At 60.9% G+C, this 24,679-nt stretch carries 26 protein-coding genes and 1 pseudogene; all 27 read right to left on the minus strand.

The window, feature by feature from the left end:
- Position 1: 1 nt before the first annotated feature.
- Positions 2-778, minus strand: coding sequence for a type III pantothenate kinase (locus O4H31_RS09260; protein WP_269345054.1), 777 nt, complete (start codon positions 776-778; stop codon positions 2-4).
- A 22-nt stretch (positions 779-800) separates the two neighbouring features.
- The gene (locus O4H31_RS09265; RefSeq protein ID WP_269345056.1) at positions 801-1,532 is read right to left on the minus strand and encodes a biotin--[acetyl-CoA-carboxylase] ligase; all 732 of its coding nucleotides are present in this window, start codon (positions 1,530-1,532) and stop codon (positions 801-803) included.
- Between the two features lie 32 nt (positions 1,533-1,564).
- Entirely contained in the window at positions 1,565-3,010 is a 1,446-nt protein-coding gene (gene nuoN, locus O4H31_RS09270) for an NADH-quinone oxidoreductase subunit NuoN (protein WP_269345058.1), read from the minus strand.
- Between the two features lie 14 nt (positions 3,011-3,024).
- Positions 3,025-4,587 (minus strand): NADH-quinone oxidoreductase subunit M, encoded by a 1,563-nt coding sequence (locus O4H31_RS09275; RefSeq protein ID WP_269345060.1) that lies wholly within the window; start codon positions 4,585-4,587, stop codon positions 3,025-3,027.
- On the minus strand, positions 4,587-6,719 hold the full coding sequence (nuoL, locus tag O4H31_RS09280) for an NADH-quinone oxidoreductase subunit L (RefSeq protein ID WP_269345062.1): 2,133 nt from the start codon (positions 6,717-6,719) through the stop codon (positions 4,587-4,589). Before nuoL ends, O4H31_RS09275 begins: the two co-directional genes overlap by 1 nt.
- A gap of 4 nt (positions 6,720-6,723) precedes the next feature.
- The gene (gene nuoK, locus O4H31_RS09285) at positions 6,724-7,029 is read right to left on the minus strand and encodes an NADH-quinone oxidoreductase subunit NuoK (protein WP_007119508.1); all 306 of its coding nucleotides are present in this window, start codon (positions 7,027-7,029) and stop codon (positions 6,724-6,726) included.
- 261 nt (positions 7,030-7,290) lie between these two features.
- Positions 7,291-7,893 (minus strand): NADH-quinone oxidoreductase subunit J, encoded by a 603-nt coding sequence (locus O4H31_RS09290; RefSeq protein ID WP_093926558.1) that lies wholly within the window; start codon positions 7,891-7,893, stop codon positions 7,291-7,293.
- On the minus strand, positions 7,890-8,306 hold the full coding sequence (locus tag O4H31_RS09295) for a carboxymuconolactone decarboxylase family protein (RefSeq protein ID WP_093926559.1): 417 nt from the start codon (positions 8,304-8,306) through the stop codon (positions 7,890-7,892). The genes O4H31_RS09290 and O4H31_RS09295 overlap by 4 nt, the downstream gene beginning before the upstream one ends.
- Entirely contained in the window at positions 8,303-8,797 is a 495-nt protein-coding gene (gene nuoI / locus O4H31_RS09300) for an NADH-quinone oxidoreductase subunit NuoI (RefSeq protein ID WP_269345070.1), read from the minus strand. The genes O4H31_RS09295 and nuoI overlap by 4 nt, the downstream gene beginning before the upstream one ends.
- Before the next feature lies 1 nt (position 8,798).
- A complete protein-coding gene (nuoH, locus tag O4H31_RS09305) occupies positions 8,799-9,839 on the minus strand; it encodes an NADH-quinone oxidoreductase subunit NuoH (protein WP_269345073.1) in 1,041 nt (346 codons plus the stop codon).
- A 6-nt stretch (positions 9,840-9,845) separates the two neighbouring features.
- Positions 9,846-10,217, minus strand: coding sequence for a hypothetical protein (locus O4H31_RS09310; RefSeq protein WP_269345363.1), 372 nt, complete (start codon positions 10,215-10,217; stop codon positions 9,846-9,848).
- A gap of 8 nt (positions 10,218-10,225) precedes the next feature.
- Positions 10,226-12,241 carry an NADH-quinone oxidoreductase subunit NuoG gene (nuoG, locus tag O4H31_RS09315; RefSeq protein ID WP_269345075.1) on the minus strand — a complete coding sequence of 672 codons (2,016 nt, stop codon included), beginning with the start codon at positions 12,239-12,241 and terminating at the stop codon, positions 10,226-10,228.
- Positions 12,242-12,245: 4 nt separating this feature from the next.
- Positions 12,246-12,656, minus strand: coding sequence for a DUF5333 domain-containing protein (locus tag O4H31_RS09320; protein ID WP_269345077.1), 411 nt, complete (start codon positions 12,654-12,656; stop codon positions 12,246-12,248).
- Positions 12,657-12,776: 120 nt separating this feature from the next.
- The gene (locus O4H31_RS09325) at positions 12,777-13,103 is read right to left on the minus strand and encodes a hypothetical protein (RefSeq protein WP_269345079.1); all 327 of its coding nucleotides are present in this window, start codon (positions 13,101-13,103) and stop codon (positions 12,777-12,779) included.
- A gap of 139 nt (positions 13,104-13,242) precedes the next feature.
- Positions 13,243-14,538, minus strand: coding sequence for an NADH-quinone oxidoreductase subunit NuoF (nuoF, locus tag O4H31_RS09330; RefSeq protein ID WP_269345081.1), 1,296 nt, complete (start codon positions 14,536-14,538; stop codon positions 13,243-13,245).
- 5 nt (positions 14,539-14,543) lie between these two features.
- Positions 14,544-14,777, minus strand: a complete 234-nt coding sequence (locus O4H31_RS09335) for a DUF5337 domain-containing protein (protein ID WP_067263425.1) — start codon at positions 14,775-14,777, stop codon at positions 14,544-14,546.
- Between the two features lie 18 nt (positions 14,778-14,795).
- Positions 14,796-15,734: a hypothetical protein gene (locus O4H31_RS09340; protein ID WP_269345085.1), complete on the minus strand. Its 939-nt coding sequence runs from the start codon at positions 15,732-15,734 to the stop codon at positions 14,796-14,798.
- Positions 15,735-15,751: 17 nt separating this feature from the next.
- Positions 15,752-16,980: pseudogene (locus O4H31_RS09345) on the minus strand (NADH-quinone oxidoreductase subunit E).
- A 79-nt stretch (positions 16,981-17,059) separates the two neighbouring features.
- Complete coding sequence (locus O4H31_RS09350) at positions 17,060-18,304, minus strand: NADH-quinone oxidoreductase subunit D (RefSeq protein WP_067939883.1); 1,245 nt, start codon at positions 18,302-18,304, stop codon at positions 17,060-17,062.
- Positions 18,304-18,477, minus strand: coding sequence for a hypothetical protein (locus O4H31_RS09355; RefSeq protein ID WP_162931847.1), 174 nt, complete (start codon positions 18,475-18,477; stop codon positions 18,304-18,306). Before O4H31_RS09355 ends, O4H31_RS09350 begins: the two co-directional genes overlap by 1 nt.
- Entirely contained in the window at positions 18,477-19,106 is a 630-nt protein-coding gene (locus O4H31_RS09360; protein ID WP_269345091.1) for an NADH-quinone oxidoreductase subunit C, read from the minus strand. Before O4H31_RS09360 ends, O4H31_RS09355 begins: the two co-directional genes overlap by 1 nt.
- 101 nt (positions 19,107-19,207) lie before the next feature.
- Positions 19,208-19,822 carry a NuoB/complex I 20 kDa subunit family protein gene (locus O4H31_RS09365; RefSeq protein ID WP_236627345.1) on the minus strand — a complete coding sequence of 205 codons (615 nt, stop codon included), beginning with the start codon at positions 19,820-19,822 and terminating at the stop codon, positions 19,208-19,210.
- Positions 19,813-20,178, minus strand: a complete 366-nt coding sequence (locus tag O4H31_RS09370) for an NADH-quinone oxidoreductase subunit A (protein ID WP_067263411.1) — start codon at positions 20,176-20,178, stop codon at positions 19,813-19,815. Before O4H31_RS09370 ends, O4H31_RS09365 begins: the two co-directional genes overlap by 10 nt.
- Positions 20,179-20,340: 162 nt before the next feature.
- A complete protein-coding gene (locus O4H31_RS09375) occupies positions 20,341-21,123 on the minus strand; it encodes a crotonase/enoyl-CoA hydratase family protein (RefSeq protein ID WP_269345095.1) in 783 nt (260 codons plus the stop codon).
- 1 nt (position 21,124) lies between these two features.
- Positions 21,125-21,979, minus strand: coding sequence for a hydroxymethylglutaryl-CoA lyase (locus O4H31_RS09380; RefSeq protein ID WP_269345098.1), 855 nt, complete (start codon positions 21,977-21,979; stop codon positions 21,125-21,127).
- A gap of 31 nt (positions 21,980-22,010) precedes the next feature.
- Positions 22,011-22,679 carry a glutathione S-transferase family protein gene (locus O4H31_RS09385; protein ID WP_269345100.1) on the minus strand — a complete coding sequence of 223 codons (669 nt, stop codon included), beginning with the start codon at positions 22,677-22,679 and terminating at the stop codon, positions 22,011-22,013.
- Positions 22,676-24,616: an acetyl/propionyl/methylcrotonyl-CoA carboxylase subunit alpha gene (locus O4H31_RS09390; RefSeq protein WP_269345102.1), complete on the minus strand. Its 1,941-nt coding sequence runs from the start codon at positions 24,614-24,616 to the stop codon at positions 22,676-22,678. The genes O4H31_RS09385 and O4H31_RS09390 overlap by 4 nt, the downstream gene beginning before the upstream one ends.
- Between the last annotated feature and the right edge of the window lie 63 nt (positions 24,617-24,679).

Consider the following 24,679-nt stretch of genomic DNA (forward strand, 5'->3'; position numbering starts at 1 on the left):
ATTATTCAGCTTTGTCCTTATTATAATCGTGGATCACGGTCAGGCCGTGCATCGTGAGTTCATCTTGATAATCATCGAACAGGTCGACTGCCTGCTGAAACAGCGGTGCCAGACCCCCCGTGGCGATAACGCGCATGGATCTTGCACGTTCCGCCCTTATGCGCTCACATATCTCACGAACCAGCCCGACATAACCCCAAAAGACACCGGACTGCATACAGGCGACGGTATTGGTGCCAATGACGTTTTGAGGTTTGGAAATATCGACATGCGGTAGGGCAGCCGCGGCGTTGTGCAGCGCCTCTAGGCTGAGGTTCACCCCCGGCGCGATCACCCCCCCGATATAGGCCCCATCATCGGCCACTACGTCAAAGGTCGTGGCGGTGCCAAAATCCACCACGATCAAGTCGCCGCCGTAAAGATCAAAGCCCGCTACGGTGTTCACCAGCCGGTCCGGCCCGACCTGCGTGCCTGCATCCACGCGCACGTCAATGGGCAGCGCACACCCGGGTTTGCCCACCACGAAAGGGCGCGTGTGAAAGTAGCGATCCGCCAAAACGCGCAGGTTAAACACCACCCGGGGCACGGTTGAGCTAATGATCATATCGGTGATGTCAGCATCGATATTCTGAAGCCGCATCAGCGTGTTAAGCCAGACGTAATATTGATCAGCCGTACGCTTCCATTCGGTCGAGGTGCGCCACGTGGCGATAAACTCTTCCCCGTCCCAGATAGAGAACACGGTATTGGTATTGCCGCAGTCGATTGCCAGAAGCATGGTGCCTCTCCTCCCCCAGATTTTAGAAAAACACATCCGCTGCGGTGATAGGCACCGCGCCGTCGCGGGTGCGCAGGATCAGATTGCCTGCGCCGTCTACATCTTCAAAAACGCCGGTGATCTCATCGCGCATCGTGCGGGCTGTGATGACCTCTCCGAGCCGCGCGGCATGGGCGAGCCATGCGCTGCGGATTGTGGCGAAACCATAGGTGGTGAATTGATCTTCCAGACCGGCATATTCTTGCGCAAGGATGTTAAGGAAGTCTTCGGCGGCCACATTGGCCCCCGCCTCGCGCAGTGTCACGGCAGGCAGAGCGCGTGCCTCAAGCGTACTCGCCTCCGGTGCATGGGCAAGGTTCACGCCAATCCCAATCGCCAGATGATCGCCGACACTTTCCAGAAGGATCCCTGCCGCCTTGCCACCGCGCAGCAGCACATCATTCGGCCATTTCAACGCAAAGGCATCCTCACGCCCGGTCACCGCAACAAAGGCGCGGAAAAGCGCCAGCGACGTCACGAAGGACCGCAGCGCGGCGACGCCGGGCGGCTCTGTGCGCGGCATCATCAGCGTGGCCGCGAAATTTCCGCGCGGCGTGGTCCAGCTTCGACCCCGCCGGCCCCGGGCGGCGGTCTGCTCCAGTGCGAGGATCCAAGTTGGCGCGGTCAGCTCTTGCTGTAACCGCGCCGCCTCTGAGAGGGTGGAATCAAGCGTGTCATAGACGCGCCGGCCATAGCCTTCCGGCCAAGGAGTCATCTGGTGGTCCGGCCCGTCTTGCGCCGCACCGCTCAGTTCACCAGCGAGGCCGCAGCCGAGGCGGCTATGCCTTCGACACCGAACATATTCGCGATCCCCACGATCATGATGACGGCAGAGGCCATCAACACCACAGTCAGCACGCCACCGTTCTGGTGATCCAATGTGTCAGAACGCTCTTCGCCAAAATACATGTAGAAGACGATCCGCAGGTAGTAATAAGCGCCGATCACACTGGCGATCACGCCCGCGACCGCGAGCCATGCCATATTGGCGTCATAGGCCGCGCGCAGCACATAGAACTTGCCAAAGAAACCCAGCATCGGCGGCACACCGGCAAGGCTGAACAGCAGCACCAGCATCGCCAGCGCCCGGCCCGGATTGGTCTTGGCATACATATTGAGCAGGGTGATATCCGTCACCGGTGCGCCGTCTTTCTGCATCAGCAGAATAAAGGCGAAGGTCCCGAGGTTCATCGTCACATAGATCGCCATATAGACCAGCATCGCCTGCACGCCGAAGGCAGTGCCTGCAGCCAAGCCCATCAGGGCATAGCCCATGTGGGCAATCGACGAAAAGGCCATCAGACGTTTGATATTGGTCTGACCAATCGCGGCGACAGAACCAAAGAACATCGACAGCACCGACAGCAGCGCCACGATCTGGCTCCAGTCGCTGACGATCTGACCGAAGGCGTCATGCATCACCCGTGCGAACAGACCCATAGCGGCGACCTTGGGCGCGGTGGCAAAGAAGGCCGCAATCGGGGTCGGCGCGCCCTCATAGACGTCCGGTGTCCACATGTGGAACGGCACGGCAGAAACCTTGAAGGCGAGGCCCGAAATCAAGAAGACCAGACCAAAGAGCAGCCCCAGCGAGGTTTCCCCGGTTTGCGCGGTGGTAATGATTCCAGCGAAAGCCGTGGTCCCAGCGTAGCCATAGACAAGCGATGCACCGTAAAGCAGCAGACCCGAGCTGAGTGCGCCAAGCACAAAATACTTCAGGCCCGCTTCGGTCGATTTGACTGAGTCGCGGCGGAGCGAGGCGACAACGTAAAGCGCAAGGGATTGCAATTCCAACCCCATGTACAGCGCCATCAAGTCGCCAGCGCTGACCATCATCATCATGCCGACAACAGCCAAGGCCACCAGCATCGGATACTCAAACCGCAGCAAACCGCGCAGCTGCATATAGCTTTCCGACATGACCAAAACAGCCGCCGCCGACAGCAGGATCGCCACTTTGGCAAAGCGTGCGAAACTGTCGTCGATGAACATGCCGTGGAAGGCGATGTTGGTGGAGCCGTCACCCGACATAGCCACCCAACCGGCCAGCAGTACCATTACCACCGCGGTCACCCAGACGAGCACCCCGGCGGCCTTGTCTTTCGACGTATAGACCGCGCCAAGAAGGCCAAGCAGGGCAAACCCCGCAAGGACGATCTCGGGCAGAATGATGTTCAGATCAGCGGATATCATGCGCCAAGTCCTTCTTAATGCGAGGCATCGGCGGTCTGCACAGCGGTGTCAGCCGCCTCCAGCGCCATGTCGTAATTGTCAACGAGAGCAGCCACCGACGGCCCGATCATATCCAGCACCAGCGCCGGATAGACGCCCAAGATCAGGGTCATCGCCACCAGCGGCGCAATGATCCATTTCTCACGCGCGGTCATATCGGTGATCGCCTTGAGGCTTTCTTTGATCAGGTCGCCCATCACCACGCGGCGATAGAGCCACAGCGCATAGGCCGCCGAGAAGATCACCCCGGTCGTGGCCACAGCCGCCACCCAAGTGTTCACTTGGAAGGTCGCCATCAACGTCAGGAATTCCCCCACGAAACCGGATGTGCCCGGCAGGCCCACGTTGGCCATGGTGAAAAACATAAAGACCAGCGCATAGGCGGGCATGCGGTTCACCAGACCGCCGTAAGCGTCGATCTCTCGGGTGTGCATCCGGTCATAGATCACGCCGACGCTGAGGAATAGCGCGCCGGAGATGAAGCCGTGGCTGATCATCTGGAAAATCGCCCCGTCAATCCCCTGCTGGTTCGCCGCAAAGATGCCCATGGTCACGAAACCCATGTGTGCGACCGAGGAATAGGCGATCAGCTTTTTCATGTCCTGCTGCACCAGCGCCACCAGCGAAGTGTAGACGATGGCAATGGCCGACATCCAAAGGATCAGCGGCGTCATCACCTCGGCCCCCACGGGGAACATCGGCAACGAAAACCGCAGGAAGCCGTAGCCGCCCATCTTGAGCAGGATCGCCGCCAGAACCACAGAACCCGCCGTCGGGGCCTGAACGTGTGCATCGGGCAGCCATGTGTGCACTGGCCACATCGGCATCTTGACCGCGAAGCTGGCAAAGAAGGCAAGGAACATCAGTGTCTGCATGCCACCGACGATCTGAATCCCCAGCAGCTCAAAGCTCTCGGAGCCGAAGTTGTGGGTCAGCAGGCTGATCTCGCAGCCGCCGATGCAGGTTGTGCCCGCTTCGGTAAACATCGCCACCATCGCAACCAGCATCAGTACCGAGCCGAGGAAGGTGTAGAGGAAGAACTTGAAGCTCGCGTAGATACGCTCTTTCCCGCCCCAGATGCCGATGATCAGGAACATCGGGATCAGACCCGCCTCAAAGAAGAGGTAGAAGAGCACCAGATCCAGCGCCATGAACACGCCGAGCATCAGCGTCTCCAGCAGCAGGAAGGCGATCATGTATTCCTTGACGCGATGCTCGACGTTCCAGCTCGCCGCGATGACCAGCGGCATCATGAAGGTGGTCAGCATCACGAAGAGGATCGAAATCCCGTCAACGCCAAGGCGATACTTCAGCCCCAGCAGCCAATCGGCCTCATCCACGAATTGGAAGTCGGTGTTGGACGGGTCAAAATCAAAGAGGACAAAAAGCGAGATCAGAAAGGTGACCGTCGTGGTGATGAAGGCCAGCCATTTCGCGTTGCGCCCGGCAGCGGCATCGTCGCCCCGCAGGAAGACCGCGAGGATCAGTGCAGCGAAGGCCGGAATGAATGTGATGATTGAAAGCAGATGCGTATCCATCAGTTCGCTCCTCCGCTCATCGTCATCCATGTCACCAGAACGGCGATGCCGATCACCATGGCGAAGGCATAGGTGAAGATATAGCCCGTCTGTGCCTTACCCGCGAGGCGGGTGAAGAAGGGGATGATCCCCATGGCGACGCCATTGAGCGTGCCGTCGATCACAGTGCCATCGCCGCGTTTCCACAGGAACCGGCCGATCGTTTTGGCGGGACGCACGAAAATCACGTCGTAAACCTCATCAAAGTACCATTTGTTTTTCAGGAACAGGTAAAGCGGGCGTTGGTTTGCCGCCAAACGTCCCGGGACGGTTGGGCTCCAGATATAGAACCACAGGGCCATGACCAGACCGGCCAGCATCGCGATGAAGGGCGAGACCTTGACCCATTTCGGGGCGGCATGGGCGTCGTCCAACACATGGTTATCGGGTGCAAAGTAAAGCGCCCCCTCGCCCGGCGCACCGCCAAAGGCTTCGTGGTGCGCGCCCGCGTCCTGATGACCTTCGACCAGCGCCTCGGCTCCGTGATCACCGTCGACCGGGCCAGTGGCACCGTGGTCATCCTCAGCCCCTTCGACATGAGCGTCGCCGCCTTCGGCCATTTCAGCCATCGGGATGCCGTAGAATTTGCCAACCTGATCAGCGTGGCCAAAGAAGCTGCCGTACCAAACCATCCCAGCAAAGACCGACCCGAGCGCCAGAACACCAAGCGGGATCAGCATGACCATCGGGCTTTCATGCGCGTGTTCATGCGTGTGCTTGTCGCCCCGCGGCGCGCCGAAGAAGGTGAGGAAAATCAAACGCCAGCTGTAGAAGCTCGTCATCGCCGCGGCGATCACCAGCATCCAGAAGCCATACATGGACCCACCGCCCCAAGCGCTTTCGATGATCGCGTCTTTCGACAAGAAGCCCGCGAAACCGATATGCGTGAGCGGAATGCCAACACCGGTAATGGCCAACGTGCCGATCATCATCGCCCAGAAAGTATAGGGAATTTTCTTACGCAGACCGCCGTAGTTGGTCATGTCTTGCTCATGGTGCATCGCATGGATGACCGAGCCCGCGCCCAAGAAGAGCATCGCCTTGAAGAAAGCGTGCGTGAACAGGTGGAACATCGCCGCCGAATACATGCCCACACCCGCCGCCACGAACATATAGCCAAGCTGCGACATGGTCGAATAGGCGATCACACGTTTGATGTCGGTTTGCACAAGGCCGATGGTCGCCGCGACAAAGGCTGTCGTCGCACCGATTACTGTGACAAAGGCCATCGCTTCGGGCGCAAATTCCATCACCGGCGACATGCGGCAGACGAGGAAGACACCCGCGGTCACCATGGTCGCCGCGTGGATCAGAGCCGACACAGGTGTCGGACCTTCCATCGCGTCGGGCAGCCAAGTGTGCAGGAACAATTGCGCCGACTTACCCATCGCGCCGAGGAAGAGCAGGAAGGCGATCAGGTTCGCCGCATTCCAATCGTTCCACAGGAAAGTCACCGTCTGCTCAGCCAAATCGGGTGCCGCGGCAAAGATATCGTCAAAGCGGATCGAGTCTGTCAGCATATAGAGGCCGAAGATGCCCAGCAGGAAAGCAAAATCCCCCACCCGGTTGACGACAAAGGCTTTCATCGCCGCGGCATTGGCCGACGGCTTGCGGAAGTAGAAACCGATCAGCAGGTAGGAAGCGACACCGACGCCCTCCCAACCGAAGAACATCTGAACGAGGTTGTCCGCTGTGACCAGCATCAACATCGCGAAGGTAAAGAAGGACAGATAGGCGAAGAACCGGGGGCGATAGCTTTCGTTATCGCGGAAGTTCTCGTCATGGGCCATGTAGCCGAAGGAATAGAGGTGCACGAGACTCGACACCGTGGTGATCACGATCAGCATGATCGCGGTCAAACGGTCCATGCGGATCGCCCAATCGGTGCTCAGCGTCCCGCTTTCAATAAAGCGCAGGATCTGAATTTGCTCGGTCGGGCCGTCCAGCGCTAGGAAAACCACCCAAGACAGGAAAGCGGCGAGGAACAATAGCCCGGTGGCGACCCACTGGGCGGCCTTCTCACCAATGATCTTCCAGCCGAAACCGCAGAGGATGGCACCCACCAGCGGGGCGAATAGGATCGTGGTTTCCATTGCCTCAGCCCTTCATCACGTTGACATCTTCCACCGCGATCGAGCCACGGTTGCGGAAGAAACAGACCAGAATGGCGAGGCCAATGGCGGCCTCGGCGGCGGCGACGGTGAGTACGAAAAGCGTAAACACCTGCCCCGTCAGATCACCAAGGAAGCTGGAGAAAGCAACGAGGTTGATGTTCACCGCGAGCAGCATCAATTCGATGCTCATCAGCAGAATGATCACGTTCTTGCGGTTCAGGAATAGCCCGAAGATGCCGATGACAAACAGCGTCGCCGCCACTGTCAGGTAATGCTCAAGTCCGATCATGTCGTCCCTTACGTTCCCGCCCCTTGATGGGCTTTGGTCGCGCCCCATTTGATGGGGCTTTTAGTATCACTTTGCCCCGGCTGCCACCGGGATTGATCGGGTTTTAGCCGATAAAGCTGTAGCCGCCGAAAAACACGACGATCAACACCACGACCAGTACCACGATTGTTGTTCTCGACATTTCGACGTCCCTTTTCTCTCTTAGTTCAGCCGTTCTTTTTCAAAGAGAACGGCCCCGGAATTTTTAAAAAATTTCGCTTGTTACAGGCCCTGCCCCGACTTCACGTCGCGCAGCTCCATCGCTTTGGCCGGGTCGCGCATCATCTGGGCCACCACGTCTTGGCGCTTCACGTCCTTGCGGTGACGCAATGTCAGCACGATCGCCCCGATCATCGCCACCAACAGGATCAGACCCGCCAGTTGGAAGAGCAGGAAGTAGCGATCATAGAGCAACAAGCCGAGCGCTTCGGTGTTGAAACGGGTGGGATCAATGGCATTGGCGCGCAGGCTCTCAGCCGCTTCGCTCTGCTCCCATGCGCCAAAGGCCATGACGAATTGCATCAAGATCACCAGAGCGATCAACAGCGCCAGCGGCATATACCGCGCCATCTCGGCCTTAAGCTCGGCGAAATCTACGTCGAGCATCATGACCACGAAGAGGAAAAGCACCGCCACCGCGCCGACATAGACGATGACCAGCAGCATCGCCACGAACTCCGCGCCGAGCAGAACGAAGAGCCCCGCCGCCGAGAGGAAGGACAGGATCAGCCAAAGCACCGAATGCACCGGGTTGCGGCTGATCACCGTGAACAGTCCGCCGGTGATGACGCTGATCGCGAAGAGGTAAAATGAAAAGACCGTCATGCGCCGTCTTCCTTCTTGGTATCTTTTTCTTCGTCTAAGACCGATTGCGCCAGTTCCAGCGCCCGGGTCATCGCCGGCAGCCCGGCAAAAACCGACATCTGGCTAATCGTCTCGACGATATGTTGTTTGGTGGCCCCGGCCTCGCGCGCGTGGCGCACGGTTTGGCGGAGGGCCATATCATTCTGCGCGCCCTGCATGGTCAGCCCCGCGAGGGTCAGAAGCAGCCGCGTCCGCGCGTCCAGCCCGCCCTTGTTCACCGTGTCGCCGAACCAGAAATCCATCATTTCCTTCGGCATGGTGCCCATCATCGCCTCGAACCCTTTTGGCGAAAAAGCATCCATCGCTGGAAAGGCTTTCGCCATTTCCTGCGCCTGCTTCATCATCGCATCAAAAGGGTTCTTGGGATCACTCATCTGTAGGGTGCGTCCATTTCGAGGTTGCGGGCAATCTCGGCTTCCCAGCGTTCGCCGTTGTCCAAAAGCTTGGCCTTGTCGTAGTACAGCTCTTCGCGGGTCTCGGTCGAAAATTCGAAGTTCGGCCCTTCGACAATCGCATCCACCGGACAGGCTTCCTGACAGAAACCGCAGTAGATGCATTTGGTCATGTCGATGTCATAGCGCGTGGTGCGGCGGCTGCCGTCTTCGCGGGCTTCGGCGTCGATGGTGATCGCCTGCGCGGGGCAGATCGCTTCGCACAGCTTACAGGCGATGCAACGCTCTTCACCATTGGGATATCGGCGCAACGCATGCTCCCCACGGAAACGGGGCGACAGTGGCCCCTTTTCATGCGGGTAGTTCAGCGTCGTTTTTGGCGCAAAGAAATAGCGCATCCCCAACATGAACGCCTTGGCGTAGTCTGCCAGCAGGAAGTATTTCGCGGCGCGGGTGTAATCCATCTGTGCCATATCAGCCCCCTACGGTCCAACGGGCATAGATACCCCAGAACCAATCGAATTTTGCAGCGAATGCCACGAAGACCACCCAGAACAGCGAGAACGGCAGGAAGACTTTCCAACCCAGCCGCATCAGCTGGTCATAGCGGTAGCGCGGCGTGATCGCCTTCACCATGGAGAACATGAAGAAGACCATCAGCATCTTGATGAACATCCAGAAGAAGCCATCGGGCAGGAACGGCACGGGCGACAGCCAGCCGCCGAAGAACATCAGCGACACCAGTGCGCACATCAGCACCACGGCCACCAATTCGCCGATCATGAAGAGCAGGAACGGCGTCGAGGAATATTCTACCTGATAGCCCGCCACCAGTTCCGATTCTGCTTCCGGCAGATCGAACGGCGGGCGGTTGGTTTCCGCCAGCGCCGAGATGAAGAACAGGATCAACATCGGGAAGTGCGGCAGGAAGTACCAGTTGAACAGACCCCAGTCACCATCCTGCGCCGCCACGATGGACGAGAAGTTCATCGAACCGGTCGAGAGGATCACGCCGATGATGATCAGGCCGATCGACACTTCGTAGGAAATCATCTGCGCGGCAGAGCGCAGCGAACCAAGGAAGGGGTATTTCGAGTTCGACGCCCAACCGCCCATGATCACGCCGTAAACCTCAAGCGAGGAGACGGCGAAGACATAGAGGATCGCCACGTTAATGTCCGACAGGATCCAGCCTTCGTTGAAAGGGATCACCGCCCAAGCGATCATCGCCATGACAAAGGAAATCATCGGCGCAAGGAAAAAGACCCCCTTGTCTGCGCCCGCCGGAACCACCACTTCCTTAACGATATATTTGAGGAAGTCGGCAAAACTCTGAAGCAGGCCGAAGACGCCCACAACGTTGGGGCCACGGCGCATCATCACGGCGGCCCAGATCTTGCGGTCGGCATACATGAGGAAGGCAAGCGCCAGCAGCAACGGCACCACCAGCAGCAACACCTGCCCAACCGTCAGCAGGCCGATGCCCAGATAGGTGTTGTAAAAGAAATCAGCCATAAGTCCTCACACCGTCGGAATGCCGCGTTCCGCGCATTGAAACGCGGTCACTTCGGCATCAATTGTCTTCAAGCCTTTCGGCAGGCTCGGCGAGATTGTGTAAACAGCATCTGCCCGCCATATGCCACCCTCTTCGGTGACATTTGTCCGCACATGACGTGCAAAACCGTAGCCCCGGATCAACGTATATTGCGCTGCAGCACATTCGGCGTAGTCCGACACGTCTTGGTTCGACAACGCCTTGGTCATGGCCACGTTAAACTGCACCAAATCACCGTCCAAAAGCTGGGTTTCCACCCCCTTGTACTCGGGGATAAAATCCTCGGCTACCGGCACCTGCGGTTCGCAGGCGGCCAGCAGCATCAAGGGGGCCAGCATCATGGCTCTCACTCCGCCGCCATCGGCTCGGCCCGGCGCGCGGCGGCCAGAGCCGACAGTTCCGCCATCAACTGGCTGGCCCGCGCGATCGGATTGGAGAGATAGAAGTCGCGTACCGTCGGCGCGAAAGAGGCATCGCCCAGCTTACCGGCAGGCAGCGCGGCCCATTCGTTTTCCGGCACCTCATCGACATTCGCCAGATGCGGCACGGCCTCGGTCAGCTTGCGGCGCAGCTGCGCGATGGAATCATAGCCCAACTGTGCGCCCAGTTCAGCCGAGAGCGCCCGGAGAATCGCCCAATTTTCTTTGGCCTGACCGGGCGCAAACCCGGCACGCTGTGCCAGTTGCGGACGGCCTTCGGTGTTGACGAACAGACCCGGCTCTTCGGTATAGGCGGCACCCGGCAGGATGATGTCGGCGCGGTGCGCGCCGCGGTCGCCATGGCTGCCTTGATAGATCACGAAGGGCCCAGCACCGATTTCAACTTCGTCCGCGCCGAGGTTATAGATCACCTCTGCCGCGTTCACGGCGTCCATGCCGTTTTCGGCTGTGGCACCAATATCCATCGCCCCCACACGCGCGGCGGCGGTGTGCAGGATCATCAGCTTGCTCTTGGTCTTTTCGGCCAGTTCCATCGCCTTCGCCAGCACGGCATCGCCATCGGCTTCGCGCAGTGCGCCTTGGCCGACAACGATCACCGAAGGCTGCTCTAGCACTTCGTCGAAGTCGCTGCCCATTAGTTTATCGAGCGTCGCGCGGTCATTGCCCAGATGGTGATGCGGGTACGTCAGATCAGCGGCTTCGCCGATCAAGCCAACCTCTGCGCCATTGCTCCACGCTTTGCGGATGCGCGCGTTAAGCACTGGCGCTTCAACCGCGGGGTTGGTGCCGATCAGTTGGATCATCTTGGCGTTATCAAGGTCTTCGATCCGCGCGTTGCCGACATAACCGAAACGGTTTCCTGCAGGCAGCTTCGCGCCATCGGTGCGACATTCGACGACTCCGCCCTGCCCTTCGATCAACTGCTTCAGCGCAAACGCGGCTTCGACCGACGCCAGATCACCGACGAGACCGGCAAGCTTCTTGCCCTTCATCGCGGCAGCGGCGGCATTCAGCGCCTCGGGCCAGCTGGCTTTGCGCAGTTTACCATTCTCACGGATATATGGTGTATCCAGACGCTGGCGGCGCAGACCGTCCCAAACAAAGCGCGTCTTGTCGGAAATCCACTCTTCGTTCACGCCGTCATGGTTGCGCGGCAGGAAGCGCATGACTTCACGGCCCTTGGTATCGACCCGAATGTTGGAGCCAAGCGCATCCATCACATCGATGCTCTCGGTCTTGCTGAGTTCCCACGGACGGGCAGTAAAAGCGTAGGGCTTGGAAACCAGCGCCCCCACCGGGCACAGGTCAATGATATTGCCCGACAGGTTGCTGTCGATCAGCGAGCCCAGATAGGTCGTGATCTCCGCATCCTCGCCCCGGCCGGTCTGGCCCATGACATGCTGCCCCGCGACCTCGGTCGTGAAGCGCACGCAGCGGGTGCAGGAAATGCAGCGAGTCATATGGGTTTCGACCAGCGGGCCCAGATCGAGGTCTTCGGTCGCCCGCTTCGGCTCGCGGTAGCGCGAGAAGTCGACGCCGTAGGCCATGGCCTGATCCTGAAGATCACACTCACCGCCCTGATCGCAGATCGGGCAATCCAGCGGGTGGTTGATGAGCAGGAATTCCATCACGCCCTCGCGGGCCTTCTTGACCATGGGCGAATTGGTTTTCACGACCGGCGGCTGGCCTTCCGGGCCGGGGCGCAGGTCACGCACCTGCATGGCGCAGGAGGCGGCGGGCTTGGGCGGCCCGCCGACGACTTCAACAAGACACATCCGGCAGTTGCCAGCGATCGACAGACGCTCGTGGTAACAGAAACGCGGTACTTCGATGCCGACCTGCTCGCAGGCCTGAATGAGCGTCATCGCCCCTTCGACTTCGACTTCTTTACCGTCGATGATGATTTTGCGGATATCGCTCATAAGCTCACTTTGCCTTCAGTAACGAACCGATCCGGCTCGATTTTTGAATCTCTTCGCGTCCAAGCGCACAATAGCTTTGCGGGTCCGAAGTATCGACCCCCTTGGCCTTGAAAAACGCGGCGCCCCGCGCTCTCATGCGCGCTTTTTCAGCGTCACTATCAATATAGGCGTCGATCTCGGCGTCGGAGTAGCCCAGATCGCCTGCCTTGCCCTTCAAGTCCCATGCCATCTTGACCGCGCGCAGCATCCGCGCGCTGATGTCGGGGCAGTTTTTCCGGATGATGTCGGCAACGCCCATGTCCAAGAGCGCGTCGTCGATCGCGGCCACTTCGCGCAGCGGCGGTTTGGCGACTGCCGGTGTCACGGTGGCGGCGGTCAGACTCAGGCCCATCACGGCGATCATCAGGGTGCGCATATCAATTCTCCTTCATGCAGCGGGCCGGAACGGCCCGTCTGACAGATGGAGATTTGGAGCTATGATATTCAATATCACCGCCCCCAAGGCCCGCAGGCCCGCGATATGTCGCCGATGCGATCACTGGGGGCAGCGCCCCTGAAAGGTCAGCGCCCCGCCATCGAACCGCAGCGCGCTTGCCGGGGCATCGGGGCCAAAGGTCCAGTCTATGACTGAGCTGCCGTAGTTGCCGACACAGTATTTCACCGCCTCATAACGCGCCGCTGCGCGGGCGCCGTCAATGGATTTCCCAGCATCCTTGACCGTCACCTGAAATACGTCGCGCTGGCCATCCACCTTACGCAGCTTGGTGCTGAAATACTGCCCGTCAAAGGCAACACGCTCACCATTATTGGCACAGCCTGCCAGCAGAGCGCTGACCGTCAAAACCGTCAAAGCATATTTCATAGACCTACTCCGCTGCGCCTTGGGCCCGGCTTTGCCGACCGCCCCCGCGCCTGTTGTGGACGGACGCGCCTGACACGCGCCCGCTATCGCCGCTCCTGTGCCAAGCGTCAAGCCATCGGGCCTGCCGCCGCACAGGGTTTCACTCTGCCGCGACCGCGCTGACACGGCCCGTGCGTTTGTGTTTGATCCGGTCTTCGATCTCATCCCGGAAGTGCCGGATCAGACCCTGGATCGGCCAAGCCGCCGCATCGCCAAGCGCGCAGATCGTGTGGCCTTCGACCTGTTTGGTCACGTCGAGCAGCATGTCGATCTCTTCGGGTTCCGCATCGCCGGAAACCAGACGGTCCATCACGCGCATCATCCAGCCGGTGCCTTCGCGGCAGGGCGTGCATTGTCCGCAGCTTTCGTGTTTGTAGAACTTCGACAGACGCCAGATCGCTTTGATCACGTCAGTCGAGTTGTCCATCACGATCACCGCCGCTGTGCCGAGGCCGGAGCGCTGTTCGCGCAGATAATCAAAATCCATGATCGCGTCGCGCATGTCTTTGCCGGGGATCAGCGGCACCGAAGAGCCGCCGGGGATAACGGCCTTTAGGTTATCCCAACCGCCGCGAATGCCGCCGCAATGTTTTTCGATCAACTCTTCAAAACCGATGCTCATCGCCTCTTCAACAACGCAAGGGTTATTGACGTGGCCCGAGATTGCAAAGAGCTTGGTGCCAGCGTTATTCGCGCGGCCAAAGCCCGCGAACCACTCCGGCCCACGGCGCAGGATGGTCGGCACCACGGCGATGGATTCGACGTTGTTCACCGTGGTCGGGCAGCCATAGAGGCCCGCGCCCGCCGGGAACGGCGGCTTCATGCGCGGCATGCCCTTCTTGCCCTCAAGGCTTTCCAGCAGCGCGGTTTCTTCGCCACAGATATAGGCACCTGCGCCATGGTGCAGGTAGATGTCGAAGTCCCAGCCGGATTTGGAGGCGTTCTTGCCCACCAGCCCGGCCTCATAGGCCTCGTCAATCGCGGTCTGAAGCGCTTCACGCTCGCGGATGTATTCGCCCCGCAGGTAGATATAGCAGGTATGCGCGTTCATCGCGAAAGAGGCGATCAGGCAGCCTTCGATCAGCGTATGCGGATCGTGGCGCATGATCTCGCGGTCCTTGCAGGTGCCCGGCTCGGATTCGTCGGCGTTGACCACGAGATAGGCCGGGCGGCCATCGCTTTCCTTCGGCATAAAGGACCACTTGAGCCCGGTGGGGAAGCCCGCCCCGCCCCGGCCCCGCAACCCAGAGGCTTTCATCTGGTCGACGATCCAATCGCGGCCCTTTTGGATGATCCCGGCGGTGCCATCCCAATGACCGCGCGACTGCGCGCCTTTCAGGGTGCGGTCATGCATGCCGTAGATATTGGTAAAAATGCGGTCTTTGTCCTGAAGCATGATGCCTACCTTTGGTTCTCACGGCTGGCCCGGCGGGCCTGCCACATTTGATATATCACGACCATCGCCCAGAAAAGCGCGGCCAGTGCAGCAAAGTCGAAGAGCAGCGCATAGCGCCCCGGCAGGCCAAGCGCCGGGCCAGCCCATTGCATGGCCAGCCACAAGCACATGGTCACGGCAATGACCAGCCCTGCGGTGCGGCCCTTGCGGGCAAGCGCTCTGTCTTCGGCTTCGCTCATGTCTCTCTCTTACCCCGATCAGCTCTCGGTCTCGCCGTCATTGGCAAAGGCTTTGGCTTGACCGATCCAATCGTCGCGCCGGATACGGCCCTTAAAACGCAGTCGGGAATCGACCCAGTCGATCTCATCCCCCTGAAGGGCTGCGATCTGATCGAAATGGTAAATGCCCAGTTCATTTAGGGTCTGTTCCAGTTTCGGCCCGATGCCGCCAATCCGCTTAAGGTCATCTGCCCCGCCCGCACGAGGCGCGTTGAGCAGCGCGGGTTTGCCATCGGTAGAATGGCTATCGGTCGCGGGTACTGGTGCGGCCTCTGTGGGCGCGGGCGCTTCGACGACCTCTTGCGGGGTCTCCACGACAGCAGGCGCTTCTTCGGCCTCGATGACCTGTTCGGGCGCGGCTTCAACGGCAGCGGTATCGGCCACGGGCGCTGTCGGCTCCTGAGGCGGCGTTTCCTTGGAAGGCGCGGAAGGGGTTTCGACGGCCTCCTTCGGGGGCGTCACTACAGCAACAACTTCTTCCGCTTTGGCGGCGACCTGTTCCGGTGCCGCCTCAACGGCAGCAGTATCGGCGACGGGCGCAGTCGGCTCCTGTGGCGGTGTTTCCTCAGCGGGTTCAACCGGCGCGCTTGCCTTGCGCGCCGCACCGATGCCGGCGTCTCCTGCGGGGACGGTGCCCACAGCCGAGGAAACGCTTCCCGATGCCGTCGGCGCCGCTGCGACCGATGCAGCCGCCGCGCTGCGCGTGCTGTCTTGGGGGGCAGCGGCGGGTACATCTTTGCACAGCAGAGTCATCGCCAGATAGCCTACGATCACCGCCACCAGCAAACCGGCCACGATAGACATCAACAGCCCCCAAATGCCAAAGGCCAGCAACAGGAATGCCACCAGCAAACCGGCGCCGGCACCCAGCCACCAGCAGCGCTTGGTGCAGGCCTCTCGTTCCGAAATATCCGTCATGACTGTCCTTCTCTCCCTTAATGCGGGCGATGCGGCTTATGGCTTTGCGGGGTGGTAATGGTGCCGTCCTTGGCCCGTTGTGAAATCTCCGTCTTTAGTCTTTGGCGAGGCGCGCGGCCTGCTCTACCCAGTTGTCGCGGCTGACGCGGCCTTTGAACCCTTCGAGGTTCTGGTCGACCCAAGCGACCTCCTCTGGGCCCCATTGGGCGATCTGGTCAAAGTGGTAAAACCCCATGCCGTTCAGCATCTGCTCCAGCTTCGGGCCGACGCCTTTGATCTTTTTCAGGTCGTCCGCACCGCCCTCGCGGGGGGCGTCCAACTGGGCGGGCTTTTGGCCGGGCGTGGCGGGGGCGCTGGTTTCGGCCTTTGCCGCATCGGCACTCTCGCCCTTGGGGTCACGTTTGGAGCGCGGTTTGCTCTTTGACGTGGCTTCGGCTTCTTGCTCGGTCACGCCGGTCTTATCAGCGCTTTCGCCCTCGGCGGGACGCGGCTCTTCAGCTTCGACCTCTTCAACCGTCTCAGCCTGTGGCGCGTCGGGTTGATTGCGCCAGGGTGTCAGCAGCGGCACTTCGGTGCCGTCGATCCGCTTGACGGTATCACCGATGTCCACCGCCGCCTGCGCGCTGGCGTTATACTGCGTGCGCCCGCTTTCGTGGTCCGTGAGGCTGGTCAACCCGCCCAGAGGCTCCGACGCATAGCGCCCGTTTTGCGGGCCGGGCACTGGCACGCGCCCATCGCTCAACTCATCAAGGATTTCATTGAGCCGCGCGGTGGTCAGGTCTTCGTAATAGTCCTTGCCGATCTGTGCCATGGGCGCATTGGAACAGGCCCCAAGGCATTCGACCTCTTCCCAAGAAAAACGCCCATCCGCTGACAGCTCATGGGGCTTGTTGGCGATGCGCTCTTTGCAGACAGCGACCAAATCTTCAGCCCCGCAGATCATGCAGGATGTGGTGCCGCAAACTTGGATATGTGCCACGGAACCAACTGGTTGCAGTTGGAACATGAAGTAGAATGTAGCGACTTCCAGACCGCGGATATAGGCCATGCCCAGCATTTCCGAGACATGCTCGATCGCCGGACGGGTCAGCCAGCCCTCTTGCTCCTGCGCGCGCCACAGCAGTGGAATGATCGCGCTGGCCTGACGGCCTTCGGGGTATTTGGTGATCTGCGCTTCGGCCCATTCTTGGTTGGCGGGTGTGAAGGCAAAACTGTCGGGCTGGTCAGGGTGTAGACGGCGGAGCATTAGTTCGAACCTATGGTCAGGCGGAGGCCAATGATGCCCCCGGCGTAAATTTCTTCAAAACGGAGCGATGCGGCCTGCATCACCGGTCGATCTCTCCAAAGACGACGTCCATGGTGCCGATGATCGCGGCCACATCGGCAAGCTGGTGGCCGCTGGCCACATGGTCCATCGCCTGCAAGTGCAAGAAGCCCGGCGCGCGGATTTTAGAGCGGTAGGGCTTGTTGGAGCCATCGGCCACGAGGTAAACGCCGAACTCGCCCTTCGGCGCTTCGACCGCGCAGTACACTTCGCCCTCGGGCACGTGGAAGCCTTCGGTGTAGAGCTTGAAGTGGTGAATCAGGCTTTCCATATCGGTCTTCATCGCGGTCCGCGATGGCGGAGTGATCTTGCCACGGGCGAGGATGTCGCCCTGCCCTTCGGGCGCGCGCAGTTTTTCGATCGCTTGCTGTATGATGTAGGTCGACTGGCGCATCTCTTCCATGCGGCAGAGGTAGCGGTCAAAGCAGTCGCCGTTCTTGCCCACGGGGATTTGGAAGTCGAATTCATCGTAGCATTCATAGGGTTGCGAGCGCCGCAGATCCCAGGCCAGCCCCGAGCCGCGCACCATAACGCCGCTGAAGCCGTAATCGAGAATTTCTTGCTCGGACACGATGCCGATGTCGACGTTCCGCTGTTTAAAGATCCGGTTCTCGGTCAGCAGCTCGTCAATATCGACCATGAATTTGGTCAGGAATTGCGCGCACCATGTTTCGATATCGTCCAGCAGCGCTGGCGGCAGGTCTTGGTGTACACCGCCGGGGCGGAAATAGGCCGCGTGCAAACGCGCGCCACAGGCCCGCTCGTAAAAGATCATCAGGCTTTCACGCTCTTCAAAACCCCAAAGCGGCGGCGTCAGCGCGCCCACGTCGAGAGCCTGCGTGGTGATGTTCAATAGGTGGTTCAGGATGCGGCCAATTTCGCAGAACAGCACCCGGATCAGCGAGGCGCGGCGCGGCACCACAGTGCCGGTCAGCTTTTCGATGGCCAGACACCAAGCGTGCTCTTGGTTCATCGGGGCCACGTAATCCAACCGGTCGAAATACGGCAGGTTTTGCAGATAGGTGCGGCTTTCCATCAGCTTTTCGGTGCCACGGTGCAGCAGGCCGATATGCGGATCGCACCGCTCTACAACCTCACCGTCAAGCTCAAGCACCAGACGCAAAACACCGTGCGCGGCAGGGTGTTGCGGGCCGAAGTTGATGTTGAAGTTGCGGATCTTCTGCTCGCCGGACTCAAAGTCGGTCGACCCGTCGTCAAAGGCTTTTGTGCGAATGTCGCCGTCCATTACCGTTTCTCCAGTTCTTGCAGCTTCATGCCCATCCACCACAGCAGGGCGATTGTGCCCAACGGGATCAGACAAGCCGCCGCCCAGTATTTATTGATGCCAAAGAACGGCAGCAGTTTGACCATTGGAATGGCCGTCAGCGCCGAGAGGATCAGCCAGCCCAGCCCGCCCATTACTTCGCGCCCTTGCTCACATGGCCATCAGGCGCGGACTTGTCATCGCCTGGCAGGATGTAATCGGCCCCTTCCCAAGGCGACATGAAATCGAACTGGCGGTATTCCTGAACGAGGCTGACGGGCTCATAGACCACGCGCTTGGCGGCTTCGTCATAGCGCACTTCGGTATAGCCCGTCGTCGGGAAATCCTTGCGCAGCGGGTGGCCGCGGAAACCATAGTCGGTCAGGATGCGGCGCAGGTCCGGGTGGCCGGAAAACAGGATGCCGAACATGTCGAAGACTTCACGCTCGAACCAATCGGCACTGGGGTGCACCCCGGTGATCGACGGCACCATGTCCTTTTCCCGCGCGGTGGCGCGCAGGCGGATGCGGTGGTTTTGGTACATCGACAGGAAGTGGTAAACCACGTCGAACCGTTTCGCACGGCCCGGATAATCCACCGCCGTGATGTCGACCAAGGTCGAGAAACGGCAGGTCGGGTCGCCCTTGAGGAACTCAACAAGGCCCGCGATATTCGCCAGTGCCACGGACATGTTCAACTCACCCTTGGTGACATCCCATCCCAGCACACAATCGGGCCGCTTGGCTTCGATATAGGCCCCAAGTTCCTGCAGTTGTTCGCTCATCGCAAATCTTCCTTCCACGCGCCGATCAACGCCATCTCACTGTCCCGCGCCTTTGGCGCATCGTCCTTCTGCCTGCCCCTCACCCGGCGCAGGCCCTTGTCTTAGCGCACAATCGTCCCGGTGCGGCGGATTTTACGCTGTAACTGGAGGATACCATAGAGCAGCGCCTCTGCCGTGGGCGGGCAGCCGGGCACATAGACGTCAACCGGTACAATGCGGTCACAGCCGCGTACGACCGAATAGCTGTAGTGATAGTAACCGCCGCCATTCGCGCAGGAGCCCATCGAGATCACATAGCGCGGCTCTGGCATCTGGTCGTAGACCTTGCGCAGCGCCGGGGCCATCTTGTTGGTCAGCGTCCCCGCGACGATCATCAGGTCCGACTGGCGCGGAGAGGCGCGCGGTGCGGTGCCGAAACGCTCAAGGTCATAGCGCGGCATTGAGCTGTGCATCATCTCGACCGCGCAGCAGGCCAGACCAAAGGTCATCCAGTGCAGTGAACCGGTGCGCGCCCAATTGATGATGTCTTCGGTAGAGGTCAGCAGGAAACCCTTGTCCTGCAACTCGGCATTCAGGCTCTGGGTCGCGAATTCCGGGTCAGGCCCCGCACCGTATTGACCGTAGGCCGCTGGCGCAGAAGCGCCGGATTTCACCCGCGGGCTTTGGTGGCCATCGCCCATCACGGGGGTGACCAGCGCGTCATCATTTACTGCCATTCCAGCGCTCCCTTCTTCCATTCATAGGCGAAGCCCGCCGTCAGCACGCCCAAGAACACCATCATCGACCAAAAACCCACCATGCTCACCTCTTTGAACGCCACGGCCCAAGGGAAGAGGAAGGCGATTTCGAGATCGAAGATGATGAAGAGGATCGACACCAGATAGAAACGCACGTCAAACTTCATCCGCGCGTCGTCAAAAGCGTTGAACCCACATTCATAGGCCGAGACCTTTTCCGGGTCAGGATTGCGCACGGCCACGACCACGGCGGCGAGGATCAGCACGAGGCCAAGGCCAATCGCCACGGCCAGAAAAACGAGGATGGGCAGGTATTCCCGCAGCATGTCGTCCAAGGGGATGCTCCTTTCGCGGTGCGCGGCATGAGGCAAAGGCCAAAAGCCCGCGCAGACAAACTTGGAACGGGTTTAACTCTGCCCGTGGGTAGGGTCAACGGGCCAAGCCCGGTTAATGCCGCCCACGGGCCCGCAATAGAGCCATTTCGCCAAAGCCTTGAGCTAGACCACCCAAGCGGCTTTGCGCTTGTCGAAGAAGGCACTGATTCCTTCAGCGGCTTCTTCTGTTTCCCAACGCGCCGCCAGCGCGTCGATGGACAGTTTTACCGCCTCCGGTGTAGCGATTCCGCCCAAGTCCTGCGCCAGCTTCTTGGCCGCCGCAACGGCACCCGGCGCGCAGGAGAGATAGGGCACGACTTCGGCCTCAACCGCTGCGTCGAGTTCGTCCGCTGGAACGGCACGGGCCAGCAGCCCCAGATTGACCGCTTCCGCCGCGCCAAAAAGGCGCGCTGACATGAAGACCCGCCGCGCCCGCCCCTCGCCCATCCGCGCCAGAACGTATGGCCCGATGGTCGCCGGGATGATGCCGAGCCGGGTCTCGGTGAACCCCATCTTGAGCGTATCGACCCCCACGGCCACGTCACAAACCGAAGCCATGCCGACCCCTCCGCCAAAGGCATTGCCCTGCAACTTGCCAATAACCGGCTTTGGCAACGCATTGAGCGCGCCCAGCATCGTCGCAAGTTTGCCCGCCTCAGCCGAGCGTGTCTCAGCATCCATATCCGCCTGATCGCGCATCCAGCCCAGATCGCCGCCCGCGCAAAAGGATTTGCCCGCCCCGGTCAGCACCACCACACGCACCGCATCGTCGGCGGCCAGTTTACCCGCCGCATCCGTCAGGTCCGCCAGCATCTGCGCGGACATCGCGTTGTGCTTTTCAGGACGGTTCAGGGTGAGCGTCGCCACCCCGCGCGCGTCGGTCTCGATCGTCAAAGTCTCGTACATGTCAGCCTCGCATTGCCCGCGCCATTTCAGCGGCTTCCTGCACCACCGCCTGATCGACGCCGGTGTCATAGCCAAGCGCCGTCAGATGTTCGTTCACCGCCTCGGTGGCGACATTGCCCGCCGCGCCGGGCGCATAGGGGCAACCGCCCAAGCCGCCCACCGCCGCATCAAAGACCCGCAGCCCCATCGACAGCGAGGCGTCGATATTGGCCATCGCCCGCCCGTGCGTGTCATGGTAGTGCCCCGCCAGCCGCCCTGCCGGCACCACGTCCCGCACCGAAAGCAACATCCGCGCGATGCTGTCAGGCGTGCCCGCGCCGATGGTGTCGCCCAAGGAAATCTCGTAACAGCCCATCGCAAAGAGCCTGTCGGCCACCCGCGCCACCGCGCCGGGATCGACCTTGCCGTCATAGGGGCATTCCACTACGCAGGAGACATAGCCTCGCACCGGCATATCCACATGTCGCGCCTCTTCAAGGATCGGGGCAAACCGCTCGAACGCCTCGTCGATGCTGGCGTTGATGTTTTTCTGGCTGAAACCTTCCGAGGCCGAGGCGAAGATGGCGATCTCATCCGCCTTTGCGGCCAGCGCATCCTCATAGCCGCGCATGTTCGGCGTCAGTGCGGCATAGCGCACGCCCTCAGCCCGTGTGATCCCCGCCAGCACCTCGCCCGACCCGGCCATCTGCGGCACCCATTTTGGGCTGACGAAACTGGCGCATTCGATGCGGGCGAAGCCTGCGGCGCTCAGCTTGTCCACCAGCGCGACCTTTTCGGCAACGGGAATCTCGCGTTTTTCGTTCTGCAGACCGTCCCGCGGGCCGACCTCGAAAATCTCACATGGTCCAAGGCTCATTGGCCGCTCTCCTTCCCTGAATGGGCCACGGTCACTCAACCGGCCATGGCGCGTAGAAATCCTCCTCGTATAGCTTTGCCCCATCGGGCAAGGCCTGTGCGAAGCTGTCACGTTCCGTGATCCGTTCATACCACGCCGCGACCGAGGGGTGGTCATCCAATTTCACGAAATGTCGCGCCATATAGACCGCTTGGCCCACCGAGATATCGGCAGCCGAAAAGCCAGAGGTCAACAAGTAGTCGCGGTTCTCCAGCGGTGTCGAGAGCCGCGCCTCCAGCGCGTCGTAGCATTTGCCGATCCGCGCGGCTTCGAGGTTCATCACGATGGGGCTGCGCATGGAATCGTCGCGCAGGGCGATGTGCTGCTGGGTCAGCGCCGCGGTGTGCTGGCTGACGGTTTCTGCAAAATGCACCCAGACCAGCCAAGCCATTCGGTCAGGGCTGCCGACAGAACGGCCCATGCGGTCAGGGCTGTAGCGTTCGCAAAGGTACTGCGTGATCGCGCCAGTCTCAAACATACGCTCGCCGTCGATTTCCAGCGCCGGAACCCGCCCTGCGGGCGAGAGGATTAGATATTCCGGATCGCGCAGGCTGCGGTCGAAGGCGTGGACCTTGACCTGAAACTCGACGTCGTCGAGTTCGTGCAGCAGCCAGAGTGTGCGCATCGAGCGGGTCTGGGGGCAGTGGTGCAGCGTAATCATGCGTCTTCCTTGGCTTCCAGCCGCACCAGCGCGGCACCGGCTTCGACCTGATCACCGGGCTGGGCCAGCACCTCGGCCACCACGCCGTCGCGCGCGGCGAACAACGAATGCTCCATCTTCATCGCCTCCAGCACCGCCAGACGGTCGCCTTTGGCAACGCTTTGGCCGACCTCGGCGTCGATGGCGCGGACCAGACCGGGCATCGGGGCCTCAACGATGTTGCCATCGCCGTGGGCTGCGGCGGCCCGCGCCAGCGGATCGATCACATCAAAGGCGATACCATAGGCGTCAAAGACCGTGACCACGTCGCCAGCGACCGAGACCGCCGGCGCGACGTGGCCGTCGATCTTCCAGCGTCCGCCAATGCGCTCGGCGCGCAGCTCGTGATCGGCCACGGTCCAAAGCTGCATGTCCTCGGACAGCACCCGCACCTTCAGCAAATGCTCTTCGCCATCATGGCCCAGCATCACCTGCCGTCGCAAGGGCCGCCAGAGGTTGAACCCGGCCTCTGCCTGCGGCTGATCCAACCCGAGCGCCGCCATCCCCGCCAGCGCGAAATGCCGCCCCGGCACCTCTGGCTGCGCGGTCAGCGCGTCGATATCCCGCGCAATCAGCCCGGTGTCGACATCGCCTTTCGCAAAACCTTCATGCCCCGCCAGTGCGCCGAGGAAGGCGAGGTTGGTGACCGTGCCGCCCACCTCGCAGCCCTTGAGCGCCGCGCGCAGGCGCGACAGTGCCACGTCGCGTGTAGGCCCGTGCACGATGACCTTGGCGATCATCGGGTCATAAAAGGGGCTGATCGTGTCGCCCGCCCGCACGCCGCTGTCAGCGCGGGTCTGGGGCGTGAAAGACAGATGCGTCAGCGTGCCGGTGGCGGGCAGAAAGCCCTTCGGCACATCCTCGGCATAGAGCCGCGCCTCGAAGGCATGGCCGTTGATCGTGAGTTCATCTTGAGCCTTTGGCAGGGCCTCGCCCGCTGCCACGCGCAGCTGCCATTCCACCAGATCGACCCCGGTGACCAGCTCAGTAACCGGATGCTCCACCTGCAGGCGCGTGTTCATCTCCATGAAGAAGAACCCTTCGGTCGAGAGCCCACCTGAGCCGTCGACGATGAATTCCACCGTTCCTGCCCCGGCATAGCCGATCGCTTCGGCCGCGCGCACCGCAGCTTGGCCCATGGCCGCGCGCATATCGTCTGTCATGCCCGGCGCAGGGGCTTCCTCGATCACCTTTTGGTGGCGGCGCTGCAGCGAACAGTCTCGTTCGAACAGATGCACCGCTCGGGTGCCGTCGCCAAAGACCTGCACCTCGATATGGCGCGGTTTGGTGACGAATTTCTCGACCAATACATCCGGGTTGCCAAAGGCGGTCTTGGCTTCCGAGCGTGCCGAGTCGAGCGCCGCCTGAAAGTCCTTCGCCTCCTCGACCAGTCGCATGCCCTTGCCACCGCCGCCCGCGACGGCCTTGATCAACACCGGGTAGCCGATCTTCTCGGCTTCCTCGGCCAGCAGCGCATCGTCCTGATCCGCCCCGTGGTAGCCCGGCACGACGGGCACGCCCGCCTCGACCATCAGTGCCTTGGCGGCGTCCTTAAGGCCCATGGCCCGGATCGCCTTGGCCGAGGGGCCGATGAAGGTCAGCCCCGCGGCCTCAACCGCCTCCACGAAATCGGGGTTCTCGCTCAGGAACCCGTAGCCCGGATGGATCGCCTGCGCGCCGGTATCCAGCGCGGCTTGGATGATCACGTCGCCCTTAAGGTAACTCTCCGCCGGGGCCGAGCCGCCGATATGCACGGCGGCATCCGCCATCGCCACGTGTTTCGCGCCCGCATCGGCGTCCGAGTACACCGCCACGCAGCGCACCCCCATGGCTTGTGCGGTTTCCATTACCCGGCAAGCAATCTCACCCCGGTTCGCAATCAGGATCGTGTCAAACATGCCCTACCCTTTTCATCTCTTTCTGGCTCCGAATATGTTGTGGGATCGCGGAGGTTGCCCCCC

The organism is Sulfitobacter dubius, assembly GCF_027214245.1.
Classification (GTDB): domain Bacteria; phylum Pseudomonadota; class Alphaproteobacteria; order Rhodobacterales; family Rhodobacteraceae; genus Sulfitobacter; species Sulfitobacter dubius_A.

Coding starts and splice junctions, on each gene's coding strand:
- nuoF (WP_269345081.1), bottom strand. CDS start 14,538: ATGCTTCAGGACAAAGACCGCATTTTTACCAATATCTACGGCATGCAT.
- O4H31_RS09385 (WP_269345100.1), bottom strand. CDS start 22,679: ATGATTACGCTGCACCACTGCCCCCAGACCCGCTCGATGCGCACACTC.
- O4H31_RS09335 (WP_067263425.1), bottom strand. CDS start 14,777: ATGAGCGAAGCCGAAGACAGAGCGCTTGCCCGCAAGGGCCGCACCGCA.
- O4H31_RS09375 (WP_269345095.1), bottom strand. CDS start 21,123: ATGTACGAGACTTTGACGATCGAGACCGACGCGCGCGGGGTGGCGACG.
- O4H31_RS09325 (WP_269345079.1), bottom strand. CDS start 13,103: ATGAAATATGCTTTGACGGTTTTGACGGTCAGCGCTCTGCTGGCAGGC.
- O4H31_RS09355 (WP_162931847.1), bottom strand. CDS start 18,477: ATGGGCGGGCTGGGCTGGCTGATCCTCTCGGCGCTGACGGCCATTCCA.
- nuoN (WP_269345058.1), bottom strand. CDS start 3,010: ATGATATCCGCTGATCTGAACATCATTCTGCCCGAGATCGTCCTTGCG.
- O4H31_RS09340 (WP_269345085.1), bottom strand. CDS start 15,734: ATGACGGATATTTCGGAACGAGAGGCCTGCACCAAGCGCTGCTGGTGG.
- nuoG (WP_269345075.1), bottom strand. CDS start 12,241: ATGAGCGATATCCGCAAAATCATCATCGACGGTAAAGAAGTCGAAGTC.
- O4H31_RS09380 (WP_269345098.1), bottom strand. CDS start 21,979: ATGAGCCTTGGACCATGTGAGATTTTCGAGGTCGGCCCGCGGGACGGT.
- O4H31_RS09365 (WP_236627345.1), bottom strand. CDS start 19,822: ATGGCAGTAAATGATGACGCGCTGGTCACCCCCGTGATGGGCGATGGC.
- O4H31_RS09350 (WP_067939883.1), bottom strand. CDS start 18,304: ATGGACGGCGACATTCGCACAAAAGCCTTTGACGACGGGTCGACCGAC.
- O4H31_RS09265 (WP_269345056.1), bottom strand. CDS start 1,532: ATGACTCCTTGGCCGGAAGGCTATGGCCGGCGCGTCTATGACACGCTT.
- nuoL (WP_269345062.1), bottom strand. CDS start 6,719: ATGGAAACCACGATCCTATTCGCCCCGCTGGTGGGTGCCATCCTCTGC.
- O4H31_RS09260 (WP_269345054.1), bottom strand. CDS start 778: ATGCTTCTGGCAATCGACTGCGGCAATACCAATACCGTGTTCTCTATC.
- O4H31_RS09275 (WP_269345060.1), bottom strand. CDS start 4,587: ATGGATACGCATCTGCTTTCAATCATCACATTCATTCCGGCCTTCGCT.
- O4H31_RS09390 (WP_269345102.1), bottom strand. CDS start 24,616: ATGTTTGACACGATCCTGATTGCGAACCGGGGTGAGATTGCTTGCCGG.
- O4H31_RS09310 (WP_269345363.1), bottom strand. CDS start 10,217: ATGCTGGCCCCCTTGATGCTGCTGGCCGCCTGCGAACCGCAGGTGCCG.
- nuoI (WP_269345070.1), bottom strand. CDS start 8,797: ATGGCACAGATGGATTACACCCGCGCCGCGAAATACTTCCTGCTGGCA.
- O4H31_RS09320 (WP_269345077.1), bottom strand. CDS start 12,656: ATGCGCACCCTGATGATCGCCGTGATGGGCCTGAGTCTGACCGCCGCC.
- O4H31_RS09295 (WP_093926559.1), bottom strand. CDS start 8,306: ATGAGTGATCCCAAGAACCCTTTTGATGCGATGATGAAGCAGGCGCAG.
- O4H31_RS09360 (WP_269345091.1), bottom strand. CDS start 19,106: ATGAGCGAACAACTGCAGGAACTTGGGGCCTATATCGAAGCCAAGCGG.
- nuoH (WP_269345073.1), bottom strand. CDS start 9,839: ATGGCTGATTTCTTTTACAACACCTATCTGGGCATCGGCCTGCTGACG.
- nuoK (WP_007119508.1), bottom strand. CDS start 7,029: ATGATCGGACTTGAGCATTACCTGACAGTGGCGGCGACGCTGTTTGTC.
- O4H31_RS09290 (WP_093926558.1), bottom strand. CDS start 7,893: ATGACGGTCTTTTCATTTTACCTCTTCGCGATCAGCGTCATCACCGGC.